The sequence below is a fragment of the Pseudomonas sp. Z1-14 genome (assembly GCF_051132005.1).
Lineage (GTDB): Bacteria > Pseudomonadota > Gammaproteobacteria > Pseudomonadales > Pseudomonadaceae > Aquipseudomonas.
On sequence record NZ_CP071646.1, the window covers coordinates 2,468,348 to 2,490,269 of the forward strand.

A 21,922-nucleotide genomic window follows, 5' to 3' on the forward strand; every position below is an offset into this window, starting at 1 on the left:
GACTAACCTCCACAAGTCACCTTGAGCTAAACCTTTGACACACCTTTATTTGTAGTAGGGAGCATCAGCACATGCAACTCGGGATCATTGGACTGGGCCGCATGGGCGGCAATATTGCGCGGCGCCTGATGCTCAATGGGCACACCACCGTCGTCTATGACCGCAATGCCGCTTTTGTCGAAAACCTGAGCCAGGAAGGCGCGACGGGCGTCGCGGACCTGCCGGCGCTGGTCGCCGGCCTGGAGAAGCCTCGGGCTGTCTGGGTCATGCTGCCGGCCGGCGCACCCACCGAAGACACCATCAACGTGCTCAGCGACCTGCTCGAGCCAGGGGACGTCATCATTGATGGCGGCAACACGTATTACAAGGACGACATCCGGCGCGCCCAGGCGCTGTCGGAAAAAGGCTTGAACTACATCGACGTCGGTACCTCCGGCGGCGTCTGGGGGCTTGAGCGCGGCTATTGCATGATGATCGGCGGCGACACTGAAGTCGTGCGGCGCCTGGACCCGTTGTTCGCAAGCCTCGCGCCGGGCATCGGCGATATCCCGCGTACCCGTGACCGCAAGTCTGACGACGACCGCGCCGAGCGTGGCTACATCCATGCGGGCCCGGCCGGTTCCGGTCATTTCGTCAAGATGATCCACAACGGCATCGAATACGGAATGATGCAGGCCTTCGCCGAGGGCTTCGACATCCTCAAGACCAAATCCAGCGAAAGCCTGCCACCGGAGCAGCGTTTCGACCTCAACCTGGCCGATATCGCCGAGGTCTGGCGGCGTGGCAGCGTGGTTTCGTCCTGGCTGCTGGACCTGACCGCTGATGCGTTGGCCAGCGATCCGAAGCTCGATGGCTTCTCCGGCGAGGTCGCCGACAGCGGGGAAGGCCGTTGGACCATCGAAGCGGCCATCGAGCAAGCGGTGCCGGTACCGGTGCTGTCCAGTTCGCTGTTCGCCCGTTTCCGTTCCCGCCAGCAAGCCACCTATGGCGACAAGATGCTCTCGGCCATGCGCTTCGGCTTTGGCGGCCATGTGGAGACGCCGAAAAAATGACCTCGATCGGCAGGAAATCCAAGGCAGAACCGGCACCACCGACCACGTTGTTCCTGTTCGGTGCTCATGGAGACCTGGTCAAGCGTTTGCTCATGCCGGCGCTCTACCACCTGAGTCGTGACGGGTTGTTGGGGGATGGCCTGCAGATCATTGGTGTTGACCACAACGCTATCAGCGACGTGGATTTTGCAAAAAAACTCGAGGATTTCATCCGTAACGAAGCGGCGAGCAAGGGCGGCGACCCCGACCAGGCGCTCGATCCGGTGCTTTGGGCCAGCCTGGCCCGGGGCATCAGTTACGTCCAGGGTGATTTTCTCGATGACAGTACCTACGAAGCGCTGGCGGCGAAGATCGCCGCCAGCGGCACCGGCAATGCGGTCTTCTACCTGGCGACCGCGCCACGCTTTTTCAGTGAAGTGGTCCGCCGCCTTGGCGCGGCCGGGCTGCTTCAAGAGCAGGATGACGCCTTCCGGCGCGTGGTGATCGAGAAGCCGTTCGGCTCCGACCTGCAAACCGCCGAGGCGCTCAATGCCTGCCTGCTCAAGGTGATGAGTGAAAAACAGATCTACCGGATCGACCATTACCTGGGCAAGGAAACGGTGCAGAACATTCTTGTCAGCCGTTTCTCCAACAGCCTGTTCGAGGCGTTCTGGAACAATCACTACATCGACCACGTACAGATTACCGCCGCCGAAACTGTCGGCGTGGAAACCCGTGGCAGCTTTTATGAACATACCGGTGCCCTGCGGGACATGGTGCCCAATCACCTGTTCCAGTTGCTGGCGATGGTTGCCATGGAGCCGCCGGCCGCGTTCGGCGCCGACGCGGTGCGAGGCGAAAAGGCCAAGGTGGTGGGCGCAATCCGGCCCTGGTCGGTCGAGCAGGCTCGGGCCAACTCGGTGCGCGGCCAGTACACGGCGGGTGAGATCAACGGCAACCCTGTCAGCGGTTACCGCGAGGAAACCAATGTCGCGCCCGGCAGCAGCACCGAAACCTACGTTGCGCTCAAGGTCATGATCGATAACTGGCGGTGGGTAGGCGTGCCGTTCTACCTGCGCACCGGCAAGCGCATGAGCGTGCGCGACACGGAAATCGTCATTTGCTTCAAGCCGGCACCGTATGCGCAGTTTCGTGACACCGAGGTCGACGAACTGCAACCTACGTACCTGAGAATCCAGATTCAGCCCAACGAAGGCATGTGGTTCGACCTGCTGGCCAAGCGGCCCGGGCCGGCACTCGACATGGCGAATATCGAGTTGGGCTTTGCCTACAAGGACTTCTTTGAAATGCAGCCATCAACGGGTTACGAGACCCTGATCTATGATTGCCTGACGGGCGACCAGACGCTGTTCCAGCGCGCCGACAACATTGAAAACGGCTGGCGCGCGGTGCAACCCTTCCTCGATGCCTGGCGCGAGGATGCAAGCGTTCAGCCTTACCAGGCTGGCGAGGATGGCCCAGCGGCGGCGCACGATCTGTTGACTCGCGATGATCGCGTCTGGCATGGCCTCGGATGACTGATCAGTTGAAACGTCCTATCCGCTTCCTGCTCAGTGACATGGACGGCACTTTGTTGCTTCCTGACCACAGCCTCAACCAGCGCACCATCGAAGCCGTCCGCTCCTTGCGTGAGGCCGGCGTGCTGTTCAGTCTCGCTACCGGGCGTCCGCCCCGGGCGATGTTGCAGCAGATCGAAGCCCTTGGTGTCGACCTGCCCACGGCGGCGTTCAACGGCGGTACGCTGGTGCACCCCGATGGCAGTTTCCTCGCCGTTCATTATTTGCCGCCTGAAGCGGCGTTGAGCACCCTGGCCCTGTACGCCGATCAGCCGGGCATCGAGGTCTGGGTGTTCGCCGACGGCGAGTGGCTGGTGCGCGATGCCCATGGGCCGATGGTGCCGGTTGAAACCCGTGGCCTGGGTTATCCGCCTTTGGAAGTGGAAAGCTTCGAGCCTTACCTTGAACGCATCGACAAGATCGTTGCGACCAGTGCCAGTACCGATCTGCTGGTCGAACTGGAGGCTCGCTTGCATCCGCTGCTCAAGGGCCAGGCCCAGGTGTCGCGTTCGCAACCGATCTACCTGGACGTGACGGCGATGAAGGCGAACAAAGGGGAGGCGCTGTCAACGCTGGCGGACTACCTCGGCGTGCCGCTGGAGCAGACCGCCGCCATGGGGGACGGTGGCAACGACCCGGCGATGTTCCATCGCGCGGGGCTGTCGATTGCCATGGGGCAGGCGGAAGAGGCGATCAAGCGTCAGGCTGACGTGATCACCGCCGCCAATACCGAGGACGGCGCGGCGCTGGCGATCGAGCGGTACATCCTGCCGGGCTAGGCTGCCATGCGCTCTTGTGGCGAGGGAGCTTGCTCCCGCTGGACCGCGTAGCGGTCCCACTCTGGCGGTTGCTTCCCGGCCGAGCGGGAACAAGCTCCCTCGCCACAAAAAACACCGGTCTCGAGCGATAGCTCTATAGCCAATAGGTCACCGCATACCAGCCAAGGCCGCCCATCACCACCGTATACGGCACGGCCATCCAGACCATCCGACCGTAGGACAGGCGGATCAGCGGAGCGATGGCCGACGTCAGCAGAAACAGGAACGCTGCCTGGCCGTTGGGCGTGGCGACGCTGGGCAGGTTGGTGCCGGTGTTGATGGCGACCGCCAGGGTCTCGAACTGCTCGCGGCTCATGTGGCCGGCAACAAAGGCCTGTTTCACTTCGGTGATATAGATGGTGGCGACGAAGACGTTGTCGCTGATGGCCGACAACAGGCCATTGGCGATGAACAGCATGCCGGGCTGCTGATCGGCCGGCAGGGCCAGGACCCATTGGATCAGCGGTGTAAACAGCTGCTGGTCATGAATGACCGCGACCACCGCAAAGAACACCACCAGCAGCGCAGTGAACGGCATGGCGTCCTTGAATGCGCTGCCGAGTCGGTGCTCGTCAGTGATTCCGGTAAAGGCGGTGATCAGGACGATCACTGCCAGGCCGATCAGGCCGACCTCGGCAATGTGCAGGGCCAGGGCGACGATCAGGAGCAGCGCCGCGAGACCCTGGACGATGAGTGCCGCGCGTTGGCGTGCGGTGCGATCGAGATTGTCCTGTTCGGCGTAATCGGCCAGAACCGCTCGCACATTCTCCGGCAGCAGCGTGCCATAGCCGAACCAGCGCAGCTTCTCCAGCGCCACGCAGGTCACCAGTCCGGCTACCAGAACCGGCAGCGACACCGGCGCGACCTTGAGGAAGAATTCCGCGAAATGCCAACCCATCTCATGGCCGATCAGCAGGTTCTGCGGTTCGCCCACCAAAGTACAGACACCACCCAACGCGGTGCCCACGGCGCCATGCATCAGCAGGCTGCGCAGGAACGCGCGGAACTGGTCCAGGTCTTCATGGTGCAGGGAAGGCAGGTCATGGTCTTCATCAACGCTGCTGTCCTGGCGCGGGTCATTGCCGGACGCAACGCGGTGATACACCGAATAGAACCCGACGGCGGCACTGATGATCACCGCGGTGACCGTCAGTGCATCGAGAAACGCCGACAGGAATGCCGAGAGAAAGCAGAACATCAAGGAAAGCAGCGCCTTGGAGCGCACGCCCAACAGCAGGCGCGAGAACAGAAACAGCAGCAGATCCTTCATGAAATAGATGCCCGCCACCATGAACATCAGCAGCAGGATGACCGGGAAGTTGTGAAGCAGTTCGTCATACAGGGCCTTGGGCGTGGTCATGCCCATGGCCAGGGCTTCGATCATCAACAGTCCGCCCGGCATCAGCGGGTAGCATTTCAGCGCCATGGCGAGGGTGAAGATGAACTCCACAACCAACAGCCAGCCGGTAACGACCGGGCCGAGTGTGAACAGCACCACGGCGTTGAGAATCAGGAAGGTGATGATGCACGCCTTGTACCAGCGCGGAGAATGCCCCAGAAAGTTGTGCGCGAACGCTTGAGCCATTGGGCCGGACATTGGCTGCTCCTTTTAATTAGAAGCGCGCAAATTGCCGTAACAAAAGAGGAATATCAAGCGTGGGGCCGGATAAATCCGGCCTCAGTGCCGATTAAGGCTTTCGATCCGATGCCAGGCCCGGCAAACAACCACCGGCTGGTCATGGATTTATTCAGGCATGGACCACGATTGCAGTTTGTAACCTTCCTGGCTCAACTCGGCACGGGCCTGCTTCAACAGGTCGGCAAGTTGCGCTGGGTCCGTATAGGCACTGCTGGGGATCTGGGTCCGGCCGATGTGGGTGTTGGTGCGGTCGATGACGGTCAGGCTGAGTTCGCCGTTACCGTCTTGTGGGGCCCAGGCCACGCATTGGAAAGGACGGAATGCGCGGTCGGCAATCAAAAGAGCTTCGTTGATACGGAGCGGGGCGTTCATGGCGTTATCTCTCAATAGTGCCCAATCAAATGATCTGCCGTCGGTTGGGCGTACCGTGCGGCTGGTTACTTGTACTGATGTCCCGAACCCGGGAGTAGGTCACACAATCGATGAATAAATTTCGATTTTCTTTCAGACCAGGCTTTCGGACTTTTGTTTGAAAGGGGGATGAAAGATTCGCAGCGAGGTGAACTAACGAAACGCCCGCTTATAACCGGTTCTCTGATGTCCTGATAACTAATCGATACAAGCAAGTGTCAAGTTCTTGCTACTGTTACATGCAGGTTCGCCAAACGCCTGTTTCTAATCATATTTCCTTATTTTGGCGCCAAGGATCAGTCGTGATTGAAACCAGTGCGTTGCGTCGTCTGCTCGTGGTCGATCCTTGCGATGATTGCTATCGCCTGTTACCGGGCCTGCGCGACATCGGTTGGGACGTCGACAGCTGCTCCCTGGAACACGCCAGCGACCGGACGTGTGACGTCGGCTTGTTGCGCCTGCAGCCTTTTCACCTGGAGCGTCCCGAGGCCGTCAAGGAATTGATTCGCCGCAGCGGCGCCGAGTGGATCGCCGTGCTCAGTCAGGAAGTGCTGCGCCTGCAAAACGTCGGCGATTTTGTCTGCGAATGGTTTTTTGACTTCCATACCTTGCCGTTCGATGTCTCCCGCGTCCAGGTGACATTGGGCCGGGCGTTCGGCATGGCGCGGTTGAGGGGGCGGGGCGCGGTTCACATCAATCAGCCTGAACATGAGCTGCTGGGCGACAGCAAGCCGATTCGCGAACTGCGCAAATTATTGGGCAAGCTGGCCCCCGCCGAGTCGCCGGTATTGATTCGTGGTGAAAGCGGCACGGGCAAGGAGCTGGTCGCGCGCACCCTACATTGCCAATCGCACCGGCGTAACAAGCCGTTCATTGCCATAAATTGTGGCGCGATCCCCGAGCACCTGATCCAGTCCGAGCTGTTCGGCCACGAGAAGGGCGCTTTCACCGGCGCTCATCAACGCAAGATCGGACGGATCGAAGCCGCTCATGGCGGCACGTTGTTTCTCGATGAGATCGGCGATCTGCCGTTGGAGCTGCAGGCCAACCTGCTGCGCTTTTTGCAGGAAAAGCACATCGAGCGTGTAGGCGGCAGCCAACCGATTGCCGTCGATGTGAGGGTGCTGGCGGCGACGCATGTCGACCTGGAGGCGGCCATCGAGCATCGGCGTTTTCGTGAGGACCTGTATTACCGCCTCAACGTATTGCAAGTGGTCATGGCACCGCTGCGCGAACGCCATGGCGACCTGTCGATGCTGGCCAGCCACTTTGCCCATTTCTACAGCCACGAAACCGGTCGCCGGCCGCGCAGTTTCAGTGAGGACGCGCTAGTGGCGATGGGCATGCACGACTGGCCCGGCAATGTGCGGGAGCTGGCCAACCGCGTCCGTCGCGGCCTGGTGCTGGCCGAAGGACGGCAGATCGAGGCCCGCGACCTTGGCCTTGTCGGCCAGCAGGGCGTCGCCGCACCGATGGGTACCCTGGAAGACTACAAGACCCGCGCCGAGCGCCAGGCGTTGAGCGATGTGCTCAACCGCCACAGCGATAACCTCAGCGTGGCGGCCCGCGTGCTGGGCGTTTCGCGGCCGACGTTCTATCGGTTGTTGCACAAGCATCAGATTCGCTGAGCAGCCCAACGACCAGTCAAAAAGTGGGAGCGAGCCTGCTCGCGAAGGCGGCGGATCAGCCACAGTCATGTCGACTGACACACCGTCTTCGCGAGCAGGCTCGCTCCCACAGCGGAGTGTCGTGGGGCGTCACCCGGCCTTAGAAGTAATACGGCAATTTCAGGCTGAAGGTGAAATCCGGCGCATCGTCGGTCAGCCCGATGGACAGGTTGGGCACGATGGTCAGGTTGTCGCTGGCGGCCACCGTCATACCGATGTTGAAGTATCCGGCGTTGGCGTCGCTGGAGACCACCGATTCCCAGTCCCCGCCGTCCTGCTTGAGCTTGCTTTTCTTCTGGATCAGGTCCGAGACCGAGAACGACATGCTCATCTTCTCGTTCAAGGCAAAGGCGATGCCGGCGCCGATCTGGAAGCTGTCGCCGATGCGCACGTTGCCTGGCACTTCCTGGTTGACGGTGGAACTGATGTCGTCGAACGACTCTTCGAAGTTGTGGGTGTAGGACAGGCTGCCGAACAGTACTGCCGGGTCGAAGGTCTTGACCAGGGATATCCCGGGCGTGATCGACCACACGCCGTTACCGGTGGGCAGGTCTTCCGGCACGAACAGGTTGGTGTTGGCCTGGGACTGGCGCAGCTTGATGCCGAACGGATCCTTGCCGGTGGGTGCCTTGACGCGCAGGGTCACCACCGCGTCCGGGCTGTTGACCGATTCATCCATGAACTTGTACGCAATGCCGAAATTGACGTCGCCGATGGTGGGGTCGCGGGTCACCGTTTCTTCGCTGGTGACGCCGGCCGCGCCCTGGTTGGCGCCACCAGACTGGTAGGTGGACTCGCGGTAGATCACCGGCACGTTGAGGTCGAACTGCCAGCGATTGTCGAAGTTGTAGCGACCGGTAAGGTCCAGGGTCCAGGTGTCCGCCTTGATCCGGTCCAGGTTGATGTTGCCAAGGAAAATCGAATCCAGGGCCAGGAAGCCGTTGAGAATCAGTTGCCGGGTGTCGTAGCGCGAGTAGGTCACGCCGGTTTCGAAGCTGAATTTGCCGCCGCCGAAAAAGCCGCTGGCTTCGTCATACAGGTTGGAGACGCTCTGGGCCGGTTGCGAGTCGTCGGCCAGGGATTGCCCGTAACCACTGCCACCCGCCGTTGCCGCGCCGCTGCCGGCCACGCCTTGGTTGCCTTTCATGTCGGCGGGAGATTTGGCCAGGCGCTTGGGCGGCGGGGCGGCGGGTTGATCCTCGACCTGGCGGACTCGCTGTTCGAGTACCGCCAGGGCTTTTTGCTGGACCTCGTAGCGTTGCTTGAGCTCGAGAAGTTCTTGCTTCAGGGCCTCGATGTCCGCGTCGGGTGCCGCTTGCAGCACGGTCGCCGGAAACATCGTGCTTAAACACATCACAGCGCGCAACGATACGGATCGATACATGAAATATGCCGTCCCTAGTTAGCCCAATGATCGGAGATCAGCGTAGTTCAATATCCGAGGTTTCGAAGGCCACGCAGCTGCGTCAGGTTGCAGTCCAATGCCCCGGCGCTGGGGCCGTTGCTGTTCAGCACCACGTTGAGCTGGGTCATGTTGTTGACCAGGTTGCCGTTGCCCAGCAGGCGGGTGTTTTGCAGCAAGCCGCCCTGGGCCACCTGTTGCAGGGTGCTGCCCTGGTTGTGGTTGGCCTGGATTGCCATCTGCACGCCGCTGCCGGTGGCGGTGACCGCCACGCTGCCGGCGGCGTTGCTGCCGCTGATGGTCTGGCCCTTGTCGAGCAATTGGCCTTGGGCGGGCGCCAGGGCAGGTGCCTGGCTGCTTTCTTTTACGTTGATGCTGACATTGTTGTACGCGCTGTTGCTGTCGCCGGCGGCGCGCACGCTCTGGGTTACGCCCTGGCCCGAGCCGAGACCGGCGCCGCCGGTGATTGTGCCGCCACCCTGTTCCGGGGCGCTGCCGTTGCCGGTCTGCTTGATCGTGGAGACGTAGAACTGCGGTTTGACCGTTGCAGCCTGGATCTGCATGGAACTGGAAGCGCCGATCAGGTCGCCACTGGCGTTGCGCCAGGTGCTGCTCATGACGATGCCAAAACTGATGACTCGTCCGGGCATGACGTAGCGACCGCGCAGCTCGGCGAGCTCCTGGTCCTGGACTTCGATCGGTTTGAAACCGGCGTGGGCAAGACCCGACGTCGTTGCGGCCAGGCAGGCCAGCGTGAGCCAGTATGAGCGTTTCATCTGTTGCTCCCGGAGCGTCCTGCTCCTTTTGTTTTTTATTGGCAGTTGTTCGGCGATTAGAAAAAGTCGCTCTGGATGAAGCCGAAATCCATCAGTTCCGCGTCCTTGACCGGATTAAAACCGTCCAGCTTGTTGCGCGCTGTCAGAGGTTGCGGAGGGCTGCGCAAGGCGTTGGTCTTGTCATAGCCGGGGCCGACGATGGCGAAGACAATGCCGTTCCAGCCTTTAACGAATTCGTCATGGGCGTAGCGTTTGTGGCCAAGCACCGGGTCGGCGATATACACCCATCGCTTGTCCGCTCGCTGCAATACCACGAAGTGCTTGTAGCCGCGAATTTCCATCAGGACCACGACCGGGATCGTCACCGCGGCGAGTTTTTCCGGTGGTATCCGATAGCCGCGGGCGCGCATGCCGATGGTTTCCACGTAGCGCTTCATGTCCAGCATGGAGAAACCCTGGGTGCGGACCAGATCCTGGTCGGCATTGACCAGCATGCCCTTGATGACATGCTCTTCGTCGACGTCCAGCCAATAGGCCTGGCGCAACACAGTGGCCAGCGCCGCGGCGCCACAACTGAAATCGGTCTTCTGCTCGACGATGTCGCTGAACTTGCGCTCGCGTACGCTTTGCACGGGTTTGTAGACCAGCATGCCGCCAGGCAGGGCGGCGACCGGCATCTGCGCGGCTTCGGTCAAGCCGGCAAGCAAAACCAACAGGCAAAGGGCAGTCGCACGCATGGTCGATACGCCTAGTGATACCCAGGGAAAAGCCCCTGTGGGAGCGAGCCTGATCGCGATAACAGTGTGTCAGGCAACACAAAGGTCGCTGATCCAATGCCTTCGCGAGCAGGGCTCGCTCCCACAGTGGTACTTTTTTACATGCAAGCCTTGCAGCCGGCAGCAATCGACAGCGAGTTGCTTTGCTGGTTGCCCACGCCCGCCGACACGTTGGCGCCGCCGTTACCGGAGAAGCCGTTCATGGAGTTGGTCATGGTGGCGTTGTTGTAGACCGGATTTTTCCAGCCGTCGCGAGTCAGCACCTGTTGGGTATTGCTGCCGGCCAGTTCGAAAGTGCCCACGGCGGAGAACTTGAACTTGTCATCATCGTGACCACCACCGTAGCCGCCCTTGTTGCCCCAGCCGCCGTCATCCTCGACGGTACCGGTGCCTTTGGCCTTGAAGGTGCCGGAAGCCTCGGAGGTGCTGGTGAGGGTGTCGGTCTTGTAGGTCCGCACGCCTTTGTTGTCGACGACAAGGCCGGTGGACGACTGGTCGGCCGCGGCGGAAGCCTGGGCGACACGACCGCCCGATACGGCGATGGCCAGGTTGTTTTTCTGCTGGTTGAAGTTGCCGGCGGTCACGTTGATGCCGATGTTGCCGGAGCCGTTGTTGCCCGCGCTGGTGAGCGAGGCGTTGTTCTGCGTCGAGTTGTTCTTCACATAGTTGTTGTTATTGACTTGTGTGGCGCTGGACGCTGCGACAGCCGAGCCGAAGATGAAGCTTTCGTCGGCGGTGGCCAGGGCGGCGGCATTGTCTTGCTGGTTGCCGTCGCCGGCGGCGATGTTGGCGCCCATGTTGCCGTTGCTGCCGTTGAGCGAATCAGTGGCTTCAGCGGTGTTGCGGGTGGCCTGGTTGGTTACCACGTTGCCATCGCTGTTCTGCTCGTCCAGCACCGTGGCCCCAGCGCCGGCGCTGATGGAAAGCAATTGATCCAGCGTTGGCCCTTGAGGGCCGTGGTTGCCATGACCGTTGCCGTGGCCGTTACCGTTTCCGCCGGCCTGCGCAGCCATTGCCATGACAGCGGCGAGAGCGAAAACCAATGGTTTGAGCGCCATTGTAGGTTTCATGGTGTTTCTCCTTGCGTGTCGTTGGTTAAGTGTCGGTACGTTCTTATCCACTGCGCCGGGTCAGTCTGCGACCCGGATGCTCAGGGTGTTGGCCATGCGGTTCCCCACCCCGGCACTCTGGTTCACCTGGATCACCCCTCGGCTGCCGGTGAAGGCCTGGTCGCTGGTGGCGACCTGGCGACTGCCGGTTGGGGTGTCAGTTGCTCCCGAGTTCGGTACCAGCGCCACGTTCTGTTGGGAAAGGGCACTGTCGTCCATGCTCTGCGGGTGGGCACTGATGCCCACTCGCATGACATTGGCCATCTGGTTGTTGGCCCCGGCGGACTGGTTGACGCCCAGCACGCCGTTGCCGTTGGTGAAAGAGTTGCCGCCGATACGCGCGCTCGCGTTCATCGACGGCTTGGCCGGCGTATCGAGGCGCTGGTGCACGACGGTGCTTGCGTGGGCATCGGTGCCGATGGCGATGGCGCGGGTGTTGGTCTGCTGGGTCTGGTCGCCGGCCGCCTGGTTGACGTTGAAATTACCGGTGTAACGACCGCCGGAATTTTCCAGGTCGGCCTGGTTGACCACCGCAACGCCCGGGGCGGCGAGCACGGTTGAGCTGCCGAGCAGGGCAACCATGAGCCAGGTTGGATTCATCTCACTGGCCTCCCGCCAACCGACCCAGAGGGGCCAGGCCGGAACTCAGCGAGCGGTTGATGGTGCCCGAGATGGCGCCACCGCTGCCGCCACCGTGGCCGGCACTCATGCCCGGCATGCCGTTGGGGTTGGCCACGACATTGACGCCCTGCACGCCGGTGTTCGCAGTGATGGTGTTGCGGATTGTCGAGCCGCTGGCGACACCGGCAAATTCGCCGTCGCTGAGCTCGGTACTGGCGGTCGCCTGGTTGATCCGGACGGACGGATTGGCATTGACGGTGGTCGGGTAGGGGTCTTTGCCGCCATTGCGACCGAAATGAACCGGTTGCACGTCGCGGTCGAGTACGATGACGCCGTTACCCTCGGCCTGGGCCGGCAGACTGAGCGTCGTCGCACCGACGGCGCAGCCGATCAACAACAGACAGGTCAGATTTCTGTTGGAAGTCCCCATGACATCGATTCCTTCTTCGCTGGACGCTGGCCCTAGTCAGCGCTGCGAAGGGAAGAGCAGGTGTTGTGCCGTGTTTGGAAAAGACTTCGGATTCAATAGTTTGTGAGAAGGGCGCAGATCCGTTGGCGGAACCTGTTTCATCGCTGAGACAGGCTCGCGGCCCGCAACGGCCCGCCGCTGCCGCTGGGCTCTGGATCCAGGCGTTCGGGGGGCGGTGTATCAGTGACTTTACAGTCAGGGTCGTAACGGATCGGAGTGGCTTTGAATCCGGGCTCGGCGCATCAATGATGTTTCAACGATGAAACAACCTCAGGCCTGAAGGAGCCGCGCAACGGCCGCGAACACTTGCTCGCGCCGTTGCTCCCAGTCGCCTTCAATCAACAGGAACGGTTGTTGGTGGCGAACCAGCCAGTCCCTGATGGTCTCGAAAAACCTCACCCGTTCTGCCAGCTCCGGCTGGCAGCGCAAACCGTCGCCGACCCATTCGACCTGCTCGGGGCTGAGCAGCAGATGCAAATCGTAATGGCGCGCCAGCAAGGCGGGTTCGAGCCAATCCGGGCAATCATCGAACAGGGTCTGGCTCCAGAGGATATTGCTCAACAGATGGGTATCGAGGATCAGCAGCGCCGGCTGCCGGGCGCGAGCCGCGTCTTCCCAGGCGAGTTGCCCGGTGGCTATATCGGTGATGTCGGCCAGGCAGGTATCACGCTGGGTTTGCTCCATGAAGTGGCGCACGTATTCGTCCACCCGCAAACCACCGAAATGCGCCTGCAGTTGCCCGGCCAGCCAGCTTTTGCCGCTGGATTCCGGGCCGGTCAGTACCACTACTTTCATGTGCGCAGGGCCGGGTCGGCGCGCCATTCCCGCCAGCCTTGCACCGCCAGCAGAGTGAACAGCGCATAAAGCGCGGCGGTCAGGTACAGACCCTTGTAGACGAACAGGCCGACGAAAATCACATCCAGGACGATCCACAGCGGCCAGCACTGCACACGCTTTTGCGCCATCCACCACTGGGCCACCAGGCTGAAACCGGTCAGCGCCGCATCGAGCCAGGGCTGGGCGGCGTCGGTCCAATGCGCCATGGCCGCCCCGAGCATCAGGCTGCCCGTCGCACCGAGGGCGAGGCTGAGCAACACTGACGGCGTACCCAGATACGTCACCTGCCGACCATGGTGATTGTGTCCGGCGCGGGTCCACTGCCACCAGCCATACAGTTGCAGGACGGCGTAGACCATCTGCAAGAGCATGTCGGAGTACAACTTCACGTCGAAGAAGAACCAGCTGTACAGCAGCACCATGACCAGGCCGATCGGCCAGCACCAGGGATTCTGCTTGACGGTCAACCAGACAGCGATCACGCCGAGGGCTGCGGCAAACAGTTCAAGCCCGGACATGGCGGTTCCTTGGGGAAGACGAAGAGGGCGGGGATTGTAAACGTTATGGCGGGCGGAGCTCCATCCTGGTGCTGGCTGTGCTAACGCCTTCCCGAGCAGGCTCGCTCCCACAGGGGATTTGCGCTGGGCACTAAATCCAGGGCCAACACAAAAACCAATGTGGGAGCGAGCCTGCTCGCGAAGGCGGCGGGTCAGCTTGCATCAGTGCTGAATGTGCTATTGCATTCGCGAGCAGGCTCGCTCCCACAGGGAGTTTTGTGGTGGGCACCAAATCTGGGGCCAACACAAAACCACTGTGGGATCATCAACTCAGACTCGAAACTGCTTGAGCAGGCCGTTCAGTTGTTCGCTCAGGCCTTTGAGGCGGGCGCTTGCCACGCTGGACTGTTCCGCGGCCATGGCGGTGCTGTGGGACAGCCCAGCGGCCTGGGTGACGTTCTGGTTGATGTCTTCCACCACATGCGCCTGTTGCAGGGTGGCGCTGGCGATGGAGGCGTTCAGGCTGTTGAGGTTGCGCAGGGCCTGGCCGATGGCGTTGAGGCTGGCGCCGGCCAGCCCGGCCTGCTCGATGGTCAGCTGCGAGGCACGGCTGCTGTCGCTGATGACTTTCACAGCGGCTTCGGAATGATTTTGCAGGCGTTCGATCATCGCCTGGATTTCAGCGGTGGACTTCTGGGTGCGCTGGGCCAGCAAGCGCACTTCATCAGCCACCACGGCAAAACCGCGACCTTGCTCGCCGGCGCGGGCGGCTTCAATGGCGGCGTTGAGCGCCAGCAGGTTGGTCTGCTCGGCAATCGAACGGATCACTTCCAGCACACTGCCGATCTGGGTGCTTTCACTGGCCAGGGTGCGGATCACTTCCACGGCCTGGTCGATGGTCTGGGAGAGCCGGTCGATCTGTTGCAGGCTGCCGTCGATGTTCACCTGGCCCTGCTGGGCCTGGGATTCGGCGTCGCGCATTTCGCTGGCGGCGTGTTCGGCATTCTTCGCCACATCCTGCACGCCATAAGTCACTTCGTTGATGGCGGTCGCCACCAGCTCCATCTGTTGCGATTGTTGCTGGCTGCGCTGCTGGGCCTGGGCGGCGTCGTTGCCCAGGTCGCTGGACGATTGCCCCAACTCGCTGGCTGAGACCTGCAACTGACCCACCACCTGGCGCAGCTTGGCGGTGAAGGCATTGAAGTGCCTGGCCAATTGCGTGACTTCGTCCTGGCCATGGGTATCGAGGGTGCGGGTCAGGTCACTCTCGCCGCTGGCGATGTTGGCCATGGCATTGACTGTCTCCTGCAAGGGCCGGACGATGCTGCGTACGATCAGGGTCAACAGCAGGCCCATGAACAAGGTGATCGCCAAGCCGATCAAGGAAGCCTTGATCAACTGGGACTGGAATTCCGCCTGTACATCATCCACGTACACGCCCGAACCGATGATCCAGCCCCAAGGCTCGAACAGCTTCACATAGGACGTTTTCCCCACCGGTGCCTCGGCGCCCGGCTTGGGCCAAAGGTAATCGACCATGCCGGCGCCCTTGGCCTTGGCGATGGCGACCATTTCGTTGAACAGGGCAAAACCGTTCGGATCGCGGATGGCCGAAAGGTTCTGCCCTTCAAGTTTCGGGTTGGTCGGGTGCATGACCATGACCGGCGCCAGGTCATTGATCCAGAAGTAGTCATTGTGGTCATAACGCAGGCCGCGCACCGCGCTGAGCGCCTGCTTCTGCGCCGCCTCGCGCGTCAGGGTACCGGCGGTCTCCAGGCCATGGTAATAGCTCAGTACGCCGCTGGCGGTCTGCACTACATGTTGGGTTTTCTGCACCTTGGCCTGATACAGATCGATGTGGATCTGCTTTAGCATGAACGCGCCCAGCGTGAACAACATCACGATGGCCACGACCAGGATGAGCCACAGGCGTCGGCTGATCGATACACTGCGCAAGCTATTCATACGCTGTCACTCCGGTTTTTATTCTTGTCATTAACGACGGCGGCACTTTAACGCTCGACGTCTACGCGCGATTGACCTGGGTCATAACGCGGCAGCGTTATCAGGGCTTGTCTGATAGGATTTCGGCCCCGCAGCGCAAAACCTGAGTCGCTTCTGATTTTTCATTGGTTTTTTTTGCAAGGTCGCGGTTATCGTGCAGCCGCTGCGTGCACCTGCGTAACATTTGAATAGCGACAAGGCCTGAAACGACAGGCTTTTCTGGGGGATGAATGGATTTGTGGACGGCCTTTTCGGCATTGATTCTCGGCGTGGTAGAAGGGCTGACGGAGTTCCTGCCGATTTCCAGTACGGGGCACCAGATCGTCGTCGCCGACTTGCTCGAATTCGGTGGGGAGCGCTCGATGGCGTTCAACATCATCATCCAGCTCGGTGCGATCCTGGCGGTGGTCTGGGAGTTTCGGCGCAAGATCTTCGACGTGGTGCTGGGCCTGCCGACCCAGCCCGGCGCTCGCCGCTTCACCGCCAACCTGCTGATCGCGTTTTTCCCTGCGGTGATACTGGGCGTACTGCTGGCCGACTGGATCCACCATTACCTGTTCAACCCGATCACGGTCGCCACCGCGCTGGTATTGGGAGGTCTGGTGATGCTCTGGGCCGAGAGGCGCCAGCACACGGTGCACGCCGAAACCGTGGATGACATGACCTGGAAGGATGCGCTGAAAGTCGGCCTGGCCCAGTGCATCGCGATGATTCCCGGCACCTCTCGCTCCGGTGCGACCATCATTGGCGGCCTGCTGTTCGGCCTGTCGCGCAAGACCGCCACCGAATTCTCGTTCTTCCTGGCCATGCCAACCATGGTCGGCGCGGCGGTCTACTCGGGTTATAAATACCGCGAGCTGTTTGTCCCGGCGGATTTCCCGGTGTTTGCCATCGGTTTCATCACCGCGTTCATCTTCGCCATGATCGCGGTCAAGGGCCTGCTGCGCTTCATCGCCAGCCACAGTTATGCGGTGTTCGCCTGGTACCGGATTGCGTTCGGCCTGTTGATCCTGGCGACCTGGCAATTCGGCTGGGTCGACTGGACGGCTGCCCGGCCTTGAACGAATCGGCCAGGCGAGTCGCACGTAACACCGGCGGGGCCGTGCAGAACCTGCGCCTCAAGTTGACGGTATTTGCGATTCTGTGCGCGTTGCCGCTTTTTGGCTCGCTGCTGCTCGGATTGCGGGGCGAGTCGTGGGTGCCCATGACGGCGTACGGAGTCGTCAGTGCCGTGGCGTTCCTGCTTTACTGGAGCGACAAGCGCAAGGCACGCGCCGATGCCTGGCGCACGCCGGAGAACGTTCTGCACGCGGTCGAACTCGCCGGTGGCTGGCCGGGTGCATTGCTGGCCCAGCAGGTGTTTCGCCACAAGACCCGCAAAGTGTCGTTTCAAGTGGTGTTCTGGTTCATCGTGGTGTTGCACCAGGGATTCTGGATCGACCAGTTGTTCCTGGGCGGCCATCTGTTGGCGTTGTTCTGATCGGTATGCGTTCCCTGTGGGAGCGAGCTTGCTCGCGATGACGCCGGTACATCCAACATCTTCACTGGCTGTGGCACCGCTATCGCGAGCAAGCTCGCTCCCACATTGGTATGCAGCGGCTGCAACCCGGCTGAGCCGCTACAGCAACAACCCAACCTGCGTGCGCTTGGGCAACTTGCTGACCACCAACTGATGGGAACGTCGCAACAGACTGCGCAGCTCCTCATCGCCCAGCGGGTAGGGGACTTGCATGATGATCCATTGGGCCCTGGCCAGGTACGGCGCCGGATGAATGCCGGGGCGGTCGCAATGGCCGAGAAACAGGTCCTTGTCGACCTTGAACGCCAACGAATCCCCCCGCAGGTTCTGCAAGGCGAACATCTTGTTGCCGGCGATCGAGAATACTCGCACGCCGCCCCATTTATAGTCTTCCCGGGCGCCCGGCAAGCCCAGGCAAAATTGCGCGACGTCCTCTTCGCTCAAGCTCATATCGTCCTGTCTCCACATTGTGCAAAAGCTTCCACAAGATGATCGATCCACGCGCGCACCGCCGGCAGCATGCCGCGCCGGTGAGGATAGACCGCCTGGAGCCAGCCATCCGGTGATGACCATCCAGGCAACAGCTCCACCAGTCGACCGTCGCGCAGTTCTTCTTCGCAATACATGCTCGGCAACAGGGTAAACCCCAGCCCCGTCAGGGTGCAGGCGCGCCGCACGATAAAGTCGTCGATGCCCAGGCGCGCCTCCAGGGCAAGCTCGACGCTTTGCCCTGCGGTACTGAGCAAGCGCACATGCACCAGACGGTCCGCCTCCAGCGCTCCCAGCACCGGCAATTGCCTGAGGTCGTCCGGAGTCTCGATCTGCCGCCCTTCAATGAGCACCGGGCTGGCAACCAGGGTCAGGCGGGCCTGGCGCAAGCGCCGGGTCATCAGCAGCGGGTCTTCGTCGCCCAGGTCACGGACGCGCAACGCCACGTCGATGCCCTCGCTGATCAGATCCACGCGCCGGTTGAGCAGGATCATTTCGAACTGCACCTGGGGGTATTTCGCCAGGAAGCTTTCGATGATCAGCGGCAGGAACTGGTGCGCCAGGCCCACCGGGCTCGACACCCGCAAACGCCCACGGGGCTCGCTGGACATGCTCGCCACCGCTTCGTCGGCCATCTCCGCTTCCAGCAACATGGCCTGGCAATGACGCAGGTAACGTTCACCCACGGCGGTCAGCTTCAACTGGCGGGTGGTGCGTTGCAGCAGTCGGGCGTCAAGGCGCTCTTCGAGCTCGGCGATTCGCCGTGACAAGCGTGACTTGGGGATGCCCAGCAAGCGCCCGGCGGCCGCGAAGCCACCGGCTTCAACCACCTTGGCAAAGTAATACAGGTCATTAAGGTCTTGCATGGCGAATCGATTGTCCTGTCAGTGGAACGAACCATCACATTCTTGCAGACTTATCTCGGATTGGCTTCATCGATAGGATTGTTCTCAATTGATCGCCTGGTTGCGATCCTCACTTGGAGAGCATTCACATGAAACTGTTGCACATCGATTCGAGCATCCTCGGCGACAACTCCGCTTCGCGCCAACTGAGCCGTGAACTGGTGCAAGCCTGGAAAGCCGCCGAGCCAGCTATCAACGTCACATATCGTGACCTGGCCGCTGACGCCATCAGCCACTTTTCCGCGCAGACCCTGGTCGCTGCCGGCACCAGCGCCGAATTGCGCGATGCCGCTCAACAGCACGAAGCTGACCTCAGCGCGTCGACCCTGGCCGAGTTCCTCGCCGCCGACGCGGTGGTGATCGCAGCACCGATGTACAACTTCAGCATCCCGACCCAACTCAAGGCCTGGATCGACCGTATCGCCGTGGCCGGCCAGACCTTCCGCTACACCGAAGCCGGCCCGGAAGGCCTGTGTGGCGACAAGAAGCTGGTCATCGTTTCCACCTCGGGCGGCCTGCACGCCGGTCAACCGAGCAGCGTGGGGCATGAACAATACCTGAGGTTGATGTTCGGTTTCCTCGGCATCACCGACATCGAATTTGTTCGCGCAGAAGGCCTGGCTTACGGTGACGACATGCGCACCAAGGCCATCAGCGAGGCCAAGCTGCAGATCAGCCAGCAGTTCGCCGCTGCGTAAGGTTTGCGTAGAGGCATCAAGCTCTGCGGGCAACCTTCGGAAAACCCTGTATTCTCGTCGTCATCGGATGGCTGGGGTGCAGGGTTTTCCTGCATTTGGCGCTGGGAAACATGGCGCAGGTCGTGCATGGCCGGAGCGGCGAGCGACGTGGCTCCTGGTGGGTGGGTGAAGGTGGACTATTCGATGATGCGTCTTGGTGCGCTGCTGCTGTTTTGCTGGGTGAGCGGTCTCGGTTCGGTGCAGGCCGCGCCGGCGCCACATCCGCATTGGAGCGCGGGCTTTCATGAGCTGGATTTTCCTGATCCGCTGGACCACCAGCCGATGCATGCCATCGCGTTTTACCCCTCCACCGCGAAGGAGCAATCCAGTCTGTTGGGCGGCTATCAGATCGATGCGGCGGCGGATGCACAGATCGCCATCGGGCGGTTTCCGCTGCTGATGCTGTCCCATGGCAATACCGGCACGCCGCTGGCCCTGCATGATCTGGCCACGTCGCTGGCCCGCAAGGGCTTCGTCGTGGTGGCGGTGATTCATCCCGGCGATAACGCCCAGGATCACAGCCGACTCGGTACGCTGAGTAACTTGTACGGGCGGCCGATCCAGATCTCCGAAGCCATCACCGCGACGCTGAACGACCCGATGCTGGCGCCCTTCGTCAACGCCGGGCAGGTCGGAGTGATCGGCTATTCGGCCGGTGGCGAAACCGCGCTGATCCTGTCCGGCGCCACGCCTGACCTCAATCGCCTGCGCCGTTATTGCCAGGAGCGACCGGATGACCGTGACGCCTGCAATACCCAGGGTGAGCTGATTGCCGACCGCGATGACCTGTATCCAGTGGCCGATCCCAGGGTCCGCGCGCTGTTGCTGATGGCGCCGTTGAGTTTGAAGTTCGGTCGGCACACGTTGGCCGATGTTCATGTGCCGGTGCTGCTCTATAGCGGCGACGGCGACAAACTGGTGGCTTTCGACAAGAACGCCGCGGCCCTGGCGCGCAAGCTGCCTACCGCGCCGGATTTCAAGACGTTGGCCGGGGCCGGGCACTTTGTTTTCATGGCGCCCTGTACGGACGAGCAGATCGCGGCGATGCCAGCGCTGTGTACCGATGCCGACGGCGTTGATCGCAAGGACATCCACCGCACGATGATCACCGAAGCCAGTCGCTTCTTCAGCCAGGCACTGGGAAAGCCGACCCGTGCGGGCCTGCGGACAGCCGATCAGTGATGCGGGCTTTCGGCTCGCCGACGCAACACGAGCGTCAGGCCCAGGCCGATGATCGACAGCAAGGCGGCGAAGAAAAATATCGACGAGTAGCCCAGGTTCAATGCCACCGCGCCCATCAGCGGTCCGGCAATCGCCAGTGCCAGGTCAAAGAACACCGCATAGGCACTCAAGCCGGCGCCGCGGCTGCTGTTGGGCACCTGCTTGATGGCCTCCACGCCCAGCGCCGGGTACACCAGCGACAGCCCGAAGCCCGCCAGCCCCGCGCCGACCAAGGCGAATGCGGTGGAGGGCGCCAGCCACAGCAGCACCAGGCCCAGGGTCTCGATGCTCATGCAGACAATGGCCGAGCTGAAGCCACCGAAGCGGGCGATGCTGGAGATGAACAGCAACCGTGACAGGATGAAGCAGATGCCGAAAACGGTCAGGCACCAGGCGGCGCCGGTCCAGCCTCGGCTGAGGTAGAACAGGGTGATGAAGGTGGTCAGCGTGCCATAGCCGATCGAGGCCAGGCACAGGCTTGTCCCGAACGGTGCAATGCGTCCGAACACGGCCCAGAAGGGCAGGCGCTCGCCGCGAACGACCGGCACCGAGGGTTTGTTGCGAATCAGCAGCAATGCGCCGCCGGCCAATAACGACAAGGCGATGCCCAGGCTGGCGAAGCCCAGGCCGCCGACCATGACCACGCCCAGGGGTGCGCCGATGGCGATGGCGCCATAGGAAGCGATGCCGTTCCAGGAGATCGAACGGGCGGTGTGCTCCACGCCGACCTGTCCCATGCACCAGCTGATGGTACCGACGCCGATCAGGCCTTGGGCGACCCCGAGCAGCAAACGCCCGGCAATCAGGATCAACAGGCTGGGCAACGGAAAGCTTTGCAGCAGCGTCGACAGCAGCGTCAGCACGCCACTGAGCAGGATGCCCACCAGGCCGTAGACGATCGCCCGCTTGGTGCCGACATTGTCCGACAGTCGCCCGGCCATGGGCCGGCTGAGCAAGGTCGCCAGATACTGCGAGCCAATGGTCAGCCCGGCCACCACTGCGCTGAAGCCCAGTTGCTCATGGACATACCCAGGCAACACGGCAATCGGCAGGCCGATGCAGAGGAAGGCGATGAAGGTATAAAAAACGATGGAGACGATCTGCAAGGTGATCGACAGGGAACTGGAAGCGGGCTGGGGCGTTGGCATGGCGGCTCGTTCGCGGGCAGCGGTAAGAGTGCTTCATCATGGCGCGTGCGGGGGAGAAAAGGAAGCAGGCTAACGGTTCGCTATCAGTGATAGCCTCATAGTCAGCTGAAGTCACCCACTTCTATATGGGAACAGGGCCATTGTGGGAGCGAGCTTGCTCGCGATGGCGGTGGGTCAGGCACTTAGATGCTGACAGGCTGGGCCTCATCGCGAGCAAGCTCGCTCCCACAGGTTTTATGTCGCGGTCATGAAAAAGCCCCATCACATGG

22 protein-coding genes are annotated in these 21,922 nt (G+C 61.7%); 8 read left to right on the forward strand and 14 right to left on the reverse strand.

Annotation, left to right across the window (positions count from 1 at the left end):
- Nucleotides 1-47: 47 nt before the first annotated feature.
- The 3 genes from gnd to J3P89_RS11330 are packed head-to-tail and all read left to right on the forward strand — an operon-like array spanning nucleotide 48 to nucleotide 3,387.
- Nucleotides 48-1,052 carry a phosphogluconate dehydrogenase (NAD(+)-dependent, decarboxylating) gene (gnd, locus tag J3P89_RS11320; protein ID WP_434697975.1) on the forward strand — a complete coding sequence of 335 codons (1,005 nt, stop codon included), beginning with the start codon at nucleotides 48-50 and terminating at the stop codon, nucleotides 1,050-1,052.
- The gene (zwf, locus tag J3P89_RS11325; protein WP_434697562.1) at nucleotides 1,049-2,569 is read left to right on the forward strand and encodes a glucose-6-phosphate dehydrogenase; all 1,521 of its coding nucleotides are present in this window, start codon (nucleotides 1,049-1,051) and stop codon (nucleotides 2,567-2,569) included. The genes gnd and zwf overlap by 4 nt, the downstream gene beginning before the upstream one ends.
- On the forward strand, nucleotides 2,566-3,387 hold the full coding sequence (locus J3P89_RS11330; protein ID WP_434697563.1) for an HAD family hydrolase: 822 nt from the start codon (nucleotides 2,566-2,568) through the stop codon (nucleotides 3,385-3,387). Before zwf ends, J3P89_RS11330 begins: the two co-directional genes overlap by 4 nt.
- Nucleotides 3,388-3,520: 133 nt before the next feature.
- Here the strand turns inward: J3P89_RS11330 and nhaB are convergent, their stop codons facing one another.
- Nucleotides 3,521-5,023 carry a sodium/proton antiporter NhaB gene (gene nhaB / locus J3P89_RS11335; protein WP_434630576.1) on the reverse strand — a complete coding sequence of 501 codons (1,503 nt, stop codon included), beginning with the start codon at nucleotides 5,021-5,023 and terminating at the stop codon, nucleotides 3,521-3,523.
- Between the two features lie 147 nt (nucleotides 5,024-5,170).
- Nucleotides 5,171-5,437: a hypothetical protein gene (locus J3P89_RS11340; RefSeq protein WP_030142711.1), complete on the reverse strand. Its 267-nt coding sequence runs from the start codon at nucleotides 5,435-5,437 to the stop codon at nucleotides 5,171-5,173.
- Between the two features lie 341 nt (nucleotides 5,438-5,778).
- Here J3P89_RS11340 and J3P89_RS11345 point away from each other — a divergent pair, with 341 nt between their 5' ends.
- Nucleotides 5,779-7,104: a sigma 54-interacting transcriptional regulator gene (locus J3P89_RS11345; RefSeq protein ID WP_434630579.1), complete on the forward strand. Its 1,326-nt coding sequence runs from the start codon at nucleotides 5,779-5,781 to the stop codon at nucleotides 7,102-7,104.
- Between the two features lie 139 nt (nucleotides 7,105-7,243).
- Here the strand turns inward: J3P89_RS11345 and J3P89_RS11350 are convergent, their stop codons facing one another.
- The 9 genes from J3P89_RS11350 to J3P89_RS11390 form a co-directional block, all read right to left on the reverse strand.
- Nucleotides 7,244-8,527, reverse strand: a complete 1,284-nt coding sequence (locus J3P89_RS11350; protein WP_434697564.1) for a transporter — start codon at nucleotides 8,525-8,527, stop codon at nucleotides 7,244-7,246.
- Between the two features lie 47 nt (nucleotides 8,528-8,574).
- The gene (locus J3P89_RS11355; RefSeq protein WP_434630581.1) at nucleotides 8,575-9,321 is read right to left on the reverse strand and encodes a hypothetical protein; all 747 of its coding nucleotides are present in this window, start codon (nucleotides 9,319-9,321) and stop codon (nucleotides 8,575-8,577) included.
- A 56-nt stretch (nucleotides 9,322-9,377) separates the two neighbouring features.
- Nucleotides 9,378-10,058: a C39 family peptidase gene (locus J3P89_RS11360; RefSeq protein WP_434600967.1), complete on the reverse strand. Its 681-nt coding sequence runs from the start codon at nucleotides 10,056-10,058 to the stop codon at nucleotides 9,378-9,380.
- Nucleotides 10,059-10,195: 137 nt separating this feature from the next.
- A complete protein-coding gene (locus J3P89_RS11365) occupies nucleotides 10,196-11,167 on the reverse strand; it encodes a heme utilization protein (protein WP_305500678.1) in 972 nt (323 codons plus the stop codon).
- A 60-nt stretch (nucleotides 11,168-11,227) separates the two neighbouring features.
- Nucleotides 11,228-11,806, reverse strand: a complete 579-nt coding sequence (locus tag J3P89_RS11370; RefSeq protein ID WP_434697565.1) for an adhesin — start codon at nucleotides 11,804-11,806, stop codon at nucleotides 11,228-11,230.
- Between the two features lies 1 nt (nucleotide 11,807).
- Nucleotides 11,808-12,257: a hypothetical protein gene (locus tag J3P89_RS11375; RefSeq protein WP_434697566.1), complete on the reverse strand. Its 450-nt coding sequence runs from the start codon at nucleotides 12,255-12,257 to the stop codon at nucleotides 11,808-11,810.
- A 309-nt stretch (nucleotides 12,258-12,566) separates the two neighbouring features.
- Nucleotides 12,567-13,091 (reverse strand): AAA family ATPase, encoded by a 525-nt coding sequence (locus tag J3P89_RS11380; protein WP_434697567.1) that lies wholly within the window; start codon nucleotides 13,089-13,091, stop codon nucleotides 12,567-12,569.
- Complete coding sequence (gene pnuC, locus J3P89_RS11385) at nucleotides 13,088-13,651, reverse strand: nicotinamide riboside transporter PnuC (protein WP_434630594.1); 564 nt, start codon at nucleotides 13,649-13,651, stop codon at nucleotides 13,088-13,090. Before pnuC ends, J3P89_RS11380 begins: the two co-directional genes overlap by 4 nt.
- A gap of 309 nt (nucleotides 13,652-13,960) precedes the next feature.
- Nucleotides 13,961-15,595, reverse strand: a complete 1,635-nt coding sequence (locus J3P89_RS11390) for a methyl-accepting chemotaxis protein (RefSeq protein WP_434630597.1) — start codon at nucleotides 15,593-15,595, stop codon at nucleotides 13,961-13,963.
- Between the two features lie 269 nt (nucleotides 15,596-15,864).
- On the opposite strand from J3P89_RS11390, the gene J3P89_RS11395 reads away from it, so the two are divergent.
- Together J3P89_RS11395 and J3P89_RS11400 are read left to right on the forward strand one after the other, a co-directional pair.
- On the forward strand, nucleotides 15,865-16,695 hold the full coding sequence (locus J3P89_RS11395; protein WP_434697568.1) for an undecaprenyl-diphosphate phosphatase: 831 nt from the start codon (nucleotides 15,865-15,867) through the stop codon (nucleotides 16,693-16,695).
- Nucleotides 16,692-17,114, forward strand: a complete 423-nt coding sequence (locus J3P89_RS11400) for a DUF1294 domain-containing protein (RefSeq protein ID WP_434630601.1) — start codon at nucleotides 16,692-16,694, stop codon at nucleotides 17,112-17,114. The genes J3P89_RS11395 and J3P89_RS11400 overlap by 4 nt, the downstream gene beginning before the upstream one ends.
- Before the next feature lie 138 nt (nucleotides 17,115-17,252).
- Here J3P89_RS11400 and J3P89_RS11405 read toward each other — a convergent pair whose 3' ends face one another.
- Complete coding sequence (locus J3P89_RS11405; RefSeq protein WP_434573856.1) at nucleotides 17,253-17,603, reverse strand: MmcQ/YjbR family DNA-binding protein; 351 nt, start codon at nucleotides 17,601-17,603, stop codon at nucleotides 17,253-17,255.
- Nucleotides 17,600-18,508: a LysR substrate-binding domain-containing protein gene (locus tag J3P89_RS11410; RefSeq protein WP_434697569.1), complete on the reverse strand. Its 909-nt coding sequence runs from the start codon at nucleotides 18,506-18,508 to the stop codon at nucleotides 17,600-17,602. Before J3P89_RS11410 ends, J3P89_RS11405 begins: the two co-directional genes overlap by 4 nt.
- A 128-nt stretch (nucleotides 18,509-18,636) precedes the next feature.
- Here J3P89_RS11410 and J3P89_RS11415 point away from each other — a divergent pair, with 128 nt between their 5' ends.
- Nucleotides 18,637-19,245, forward strand: a complete 609-nt coding sequence (locus tag J3P89_RS11415; protein ID WP_305500692.1) for an FMN-dependent NADH-azoreductase — start codon at nucleotides 18,637-18,639, stop codon at nucleotides 19,243-19,245.
- A gap of 183 nt (nucleotides 19,246-19,428) precedes the next feature.
- Nucleotides 19,429-20,466, forward strand: a complete 1,038-nt coding sequence (locus tag J3P89_RS11420; RefSeq protein WP_434573861.1) for an alpha/beta hydrolase family protein — start codon at nucleotides 19,429-19,431, stop codon at nucleotides 20,464-20,466.
- Here the strand turns inward: J3P89_RS11420 and J3P89_RS11425 are convergent.
- The gene (locus tag J3P89_RS11425; RefSeq protein ID WP_434697570.1) at nucleotides 20,460-21,653 is read right to left on the reverse strand and encodes an MFS transporter; all 1,194 of its coding nucleotides are present in this window, start codon (nucleotides 21,651-21,653) and stop codon (nucleotides 20,460-20,462) included. The two genes, J3P89_RS11420 and J3P89_RS11425, sit on opposite strands and share 7 nt — an antisense overlap.
- Nucleotides 21,654-21,922: the final 269 nt, after the last annotated feature.

What these genes read in the sequence shown, in the direction of transcription:
- zwf (WP_434697562.1), top strand. Translation starts at nt 1,049, where the DNA reads ATGACCTCGATCGGCAGGAAATCCAAGGCAGAACCGGCACCACCGACC.
- J3P89_RS11330 (WP_434697563.1), top strand. Translation starts at nt 2,566, where the DNA reads ATGACTGATCAGTTGAAACGTCCTATCCGCTTCCTGCTCAGTGACATG.
- nhaB (WP_434630576.1), bottom strand. Translation starts at nt 5,023, where the DNA reads ATGTCCGGCCCAATGGCTCAAGCGTTCGCGCACAACTTTCTGGGGCAT.
- J3P89_RS11340 (WP_030142711.1), bottom strand. Translation starts at nt 5,437, where the DNA reads ATGAACGCCCCGCTCCGTATCAACGAAGCTCTTTTGATTGCCGACCGC.
- J3P89_RS11350 (WP_434697564.1), bottom strand. Translation starts at nt 8,527, where the DNA reads ATGTATCGATCCGTATCGTTGCGCGCTGTGATGTGTTTAAGCACGATG.
- J3P89_RS11355 (WP_434630581.1), bottom strand. Translation starts at nt 9,321, where the DNA reads ATGAAACGCTCATACTGGCTCACGCTGGCCTGCCTGGCCGCAACGACG.
- J3P89_RS11360 (WP_434600967.1), bottom strand. Translation starts at nt 10,058, where the DNA reads ATGCGTGCGACTGCCCTTTGCCTGTTGGTTTTGCTTGCCGGCTTGACC.
- J3P89_RS11365 (WP_305500678.1), bottom strand. Translation starts at nt 11,167, where the DNA reads ATGAAACCTACAATGGCGCTCAAACCATTGGTTTTCGCTCTCGCCGCT.
- J3P89_RS11370 (WP_434697565.1), bottom strand. Translation starts at nt 11,806, where the DNA reads ATGAATCCAACCTGGCTCATGGTTGCCCTGCTCGGCAGCTCAACCGTG.
- J3P89_RS11375 (WP_434697566.1), bottom strand. Translation starts at nt 12,257, where the DNA reads ATGGGGACTTCCAACAGAAATCTGACCTGTCTGTTGTTGATCGGCTGC.
- J3P89_RS11380 (WP_434697567.1), bottom strand. Translation starts at nt 13,091, where the DNA reads ATGAAAGTAGTGGTACTGACCGGCCCGGAATCCAGCGGCAAAAGCTGG.
- pnuC (WP_434630594.1), bottom strand. Translation starts at nt 13,651, where the DNA reads ATGTCCGGGCTTGAACTGTTTGCCGCAGCCCTCGGCGTGATCGCTGTC.
- J3P89_RS11390 (WP_434630597.1), bottom strand. Translation starts at nt 15,595, where the DNA reads ATGAATAGCTTGCGCAGTGTATCGATCAGCCGACGCCTGTGGCTCATC.
- J3P89_RS11395 (WP_434697568.1), top strand. Translation starts at nt 15,865, where the DNA reads ATGGATTTGTGGACGGCCTTTTCGGCATTGATTCTCGGCGTGGTAGAA.
- J3P89_RS11405 (WP_434573856.1), bottom strand. Translation starts at nt 17,603, where the DNA reads ATGAGCTTGAGCGAAGAGGACGTCGCGCAATTTTGCCTGGGCTTGCCG.
- J3P89_RS11410 (WP_434697569.1), bottom strand. Translation starts at nt 18,508, where the DNA reads ATGCAAGACCTTAATGACCTGTATTACTTTGCCAAGGTGGTTGAAGCC.
- J3P89_RS11415 (WP_305500692.1), top strand. Translation starts at nt 18,637, where the DNA reads ATGAAACTGTTGCACATCGATTCGAGCATCCTCGGCGACAACTCCGCT.
- J3P89_RS11420 (WP_434573861.1), top strand. Translation starts at nt 19,429, where the DNA reads ATGATGCGTCTTGGTGCGCTGCTGCTGTTTTGCTGGGTGAGCGGTCTC.
- J3P89_RS11425 (WP_434697570.1), bottom strand. Translation starts at nt 21,653, where the DNA reads ATGCCAACGCCCCAGCCCGCTTCCAGTTCCCTGTCGATCACCTTGCAG.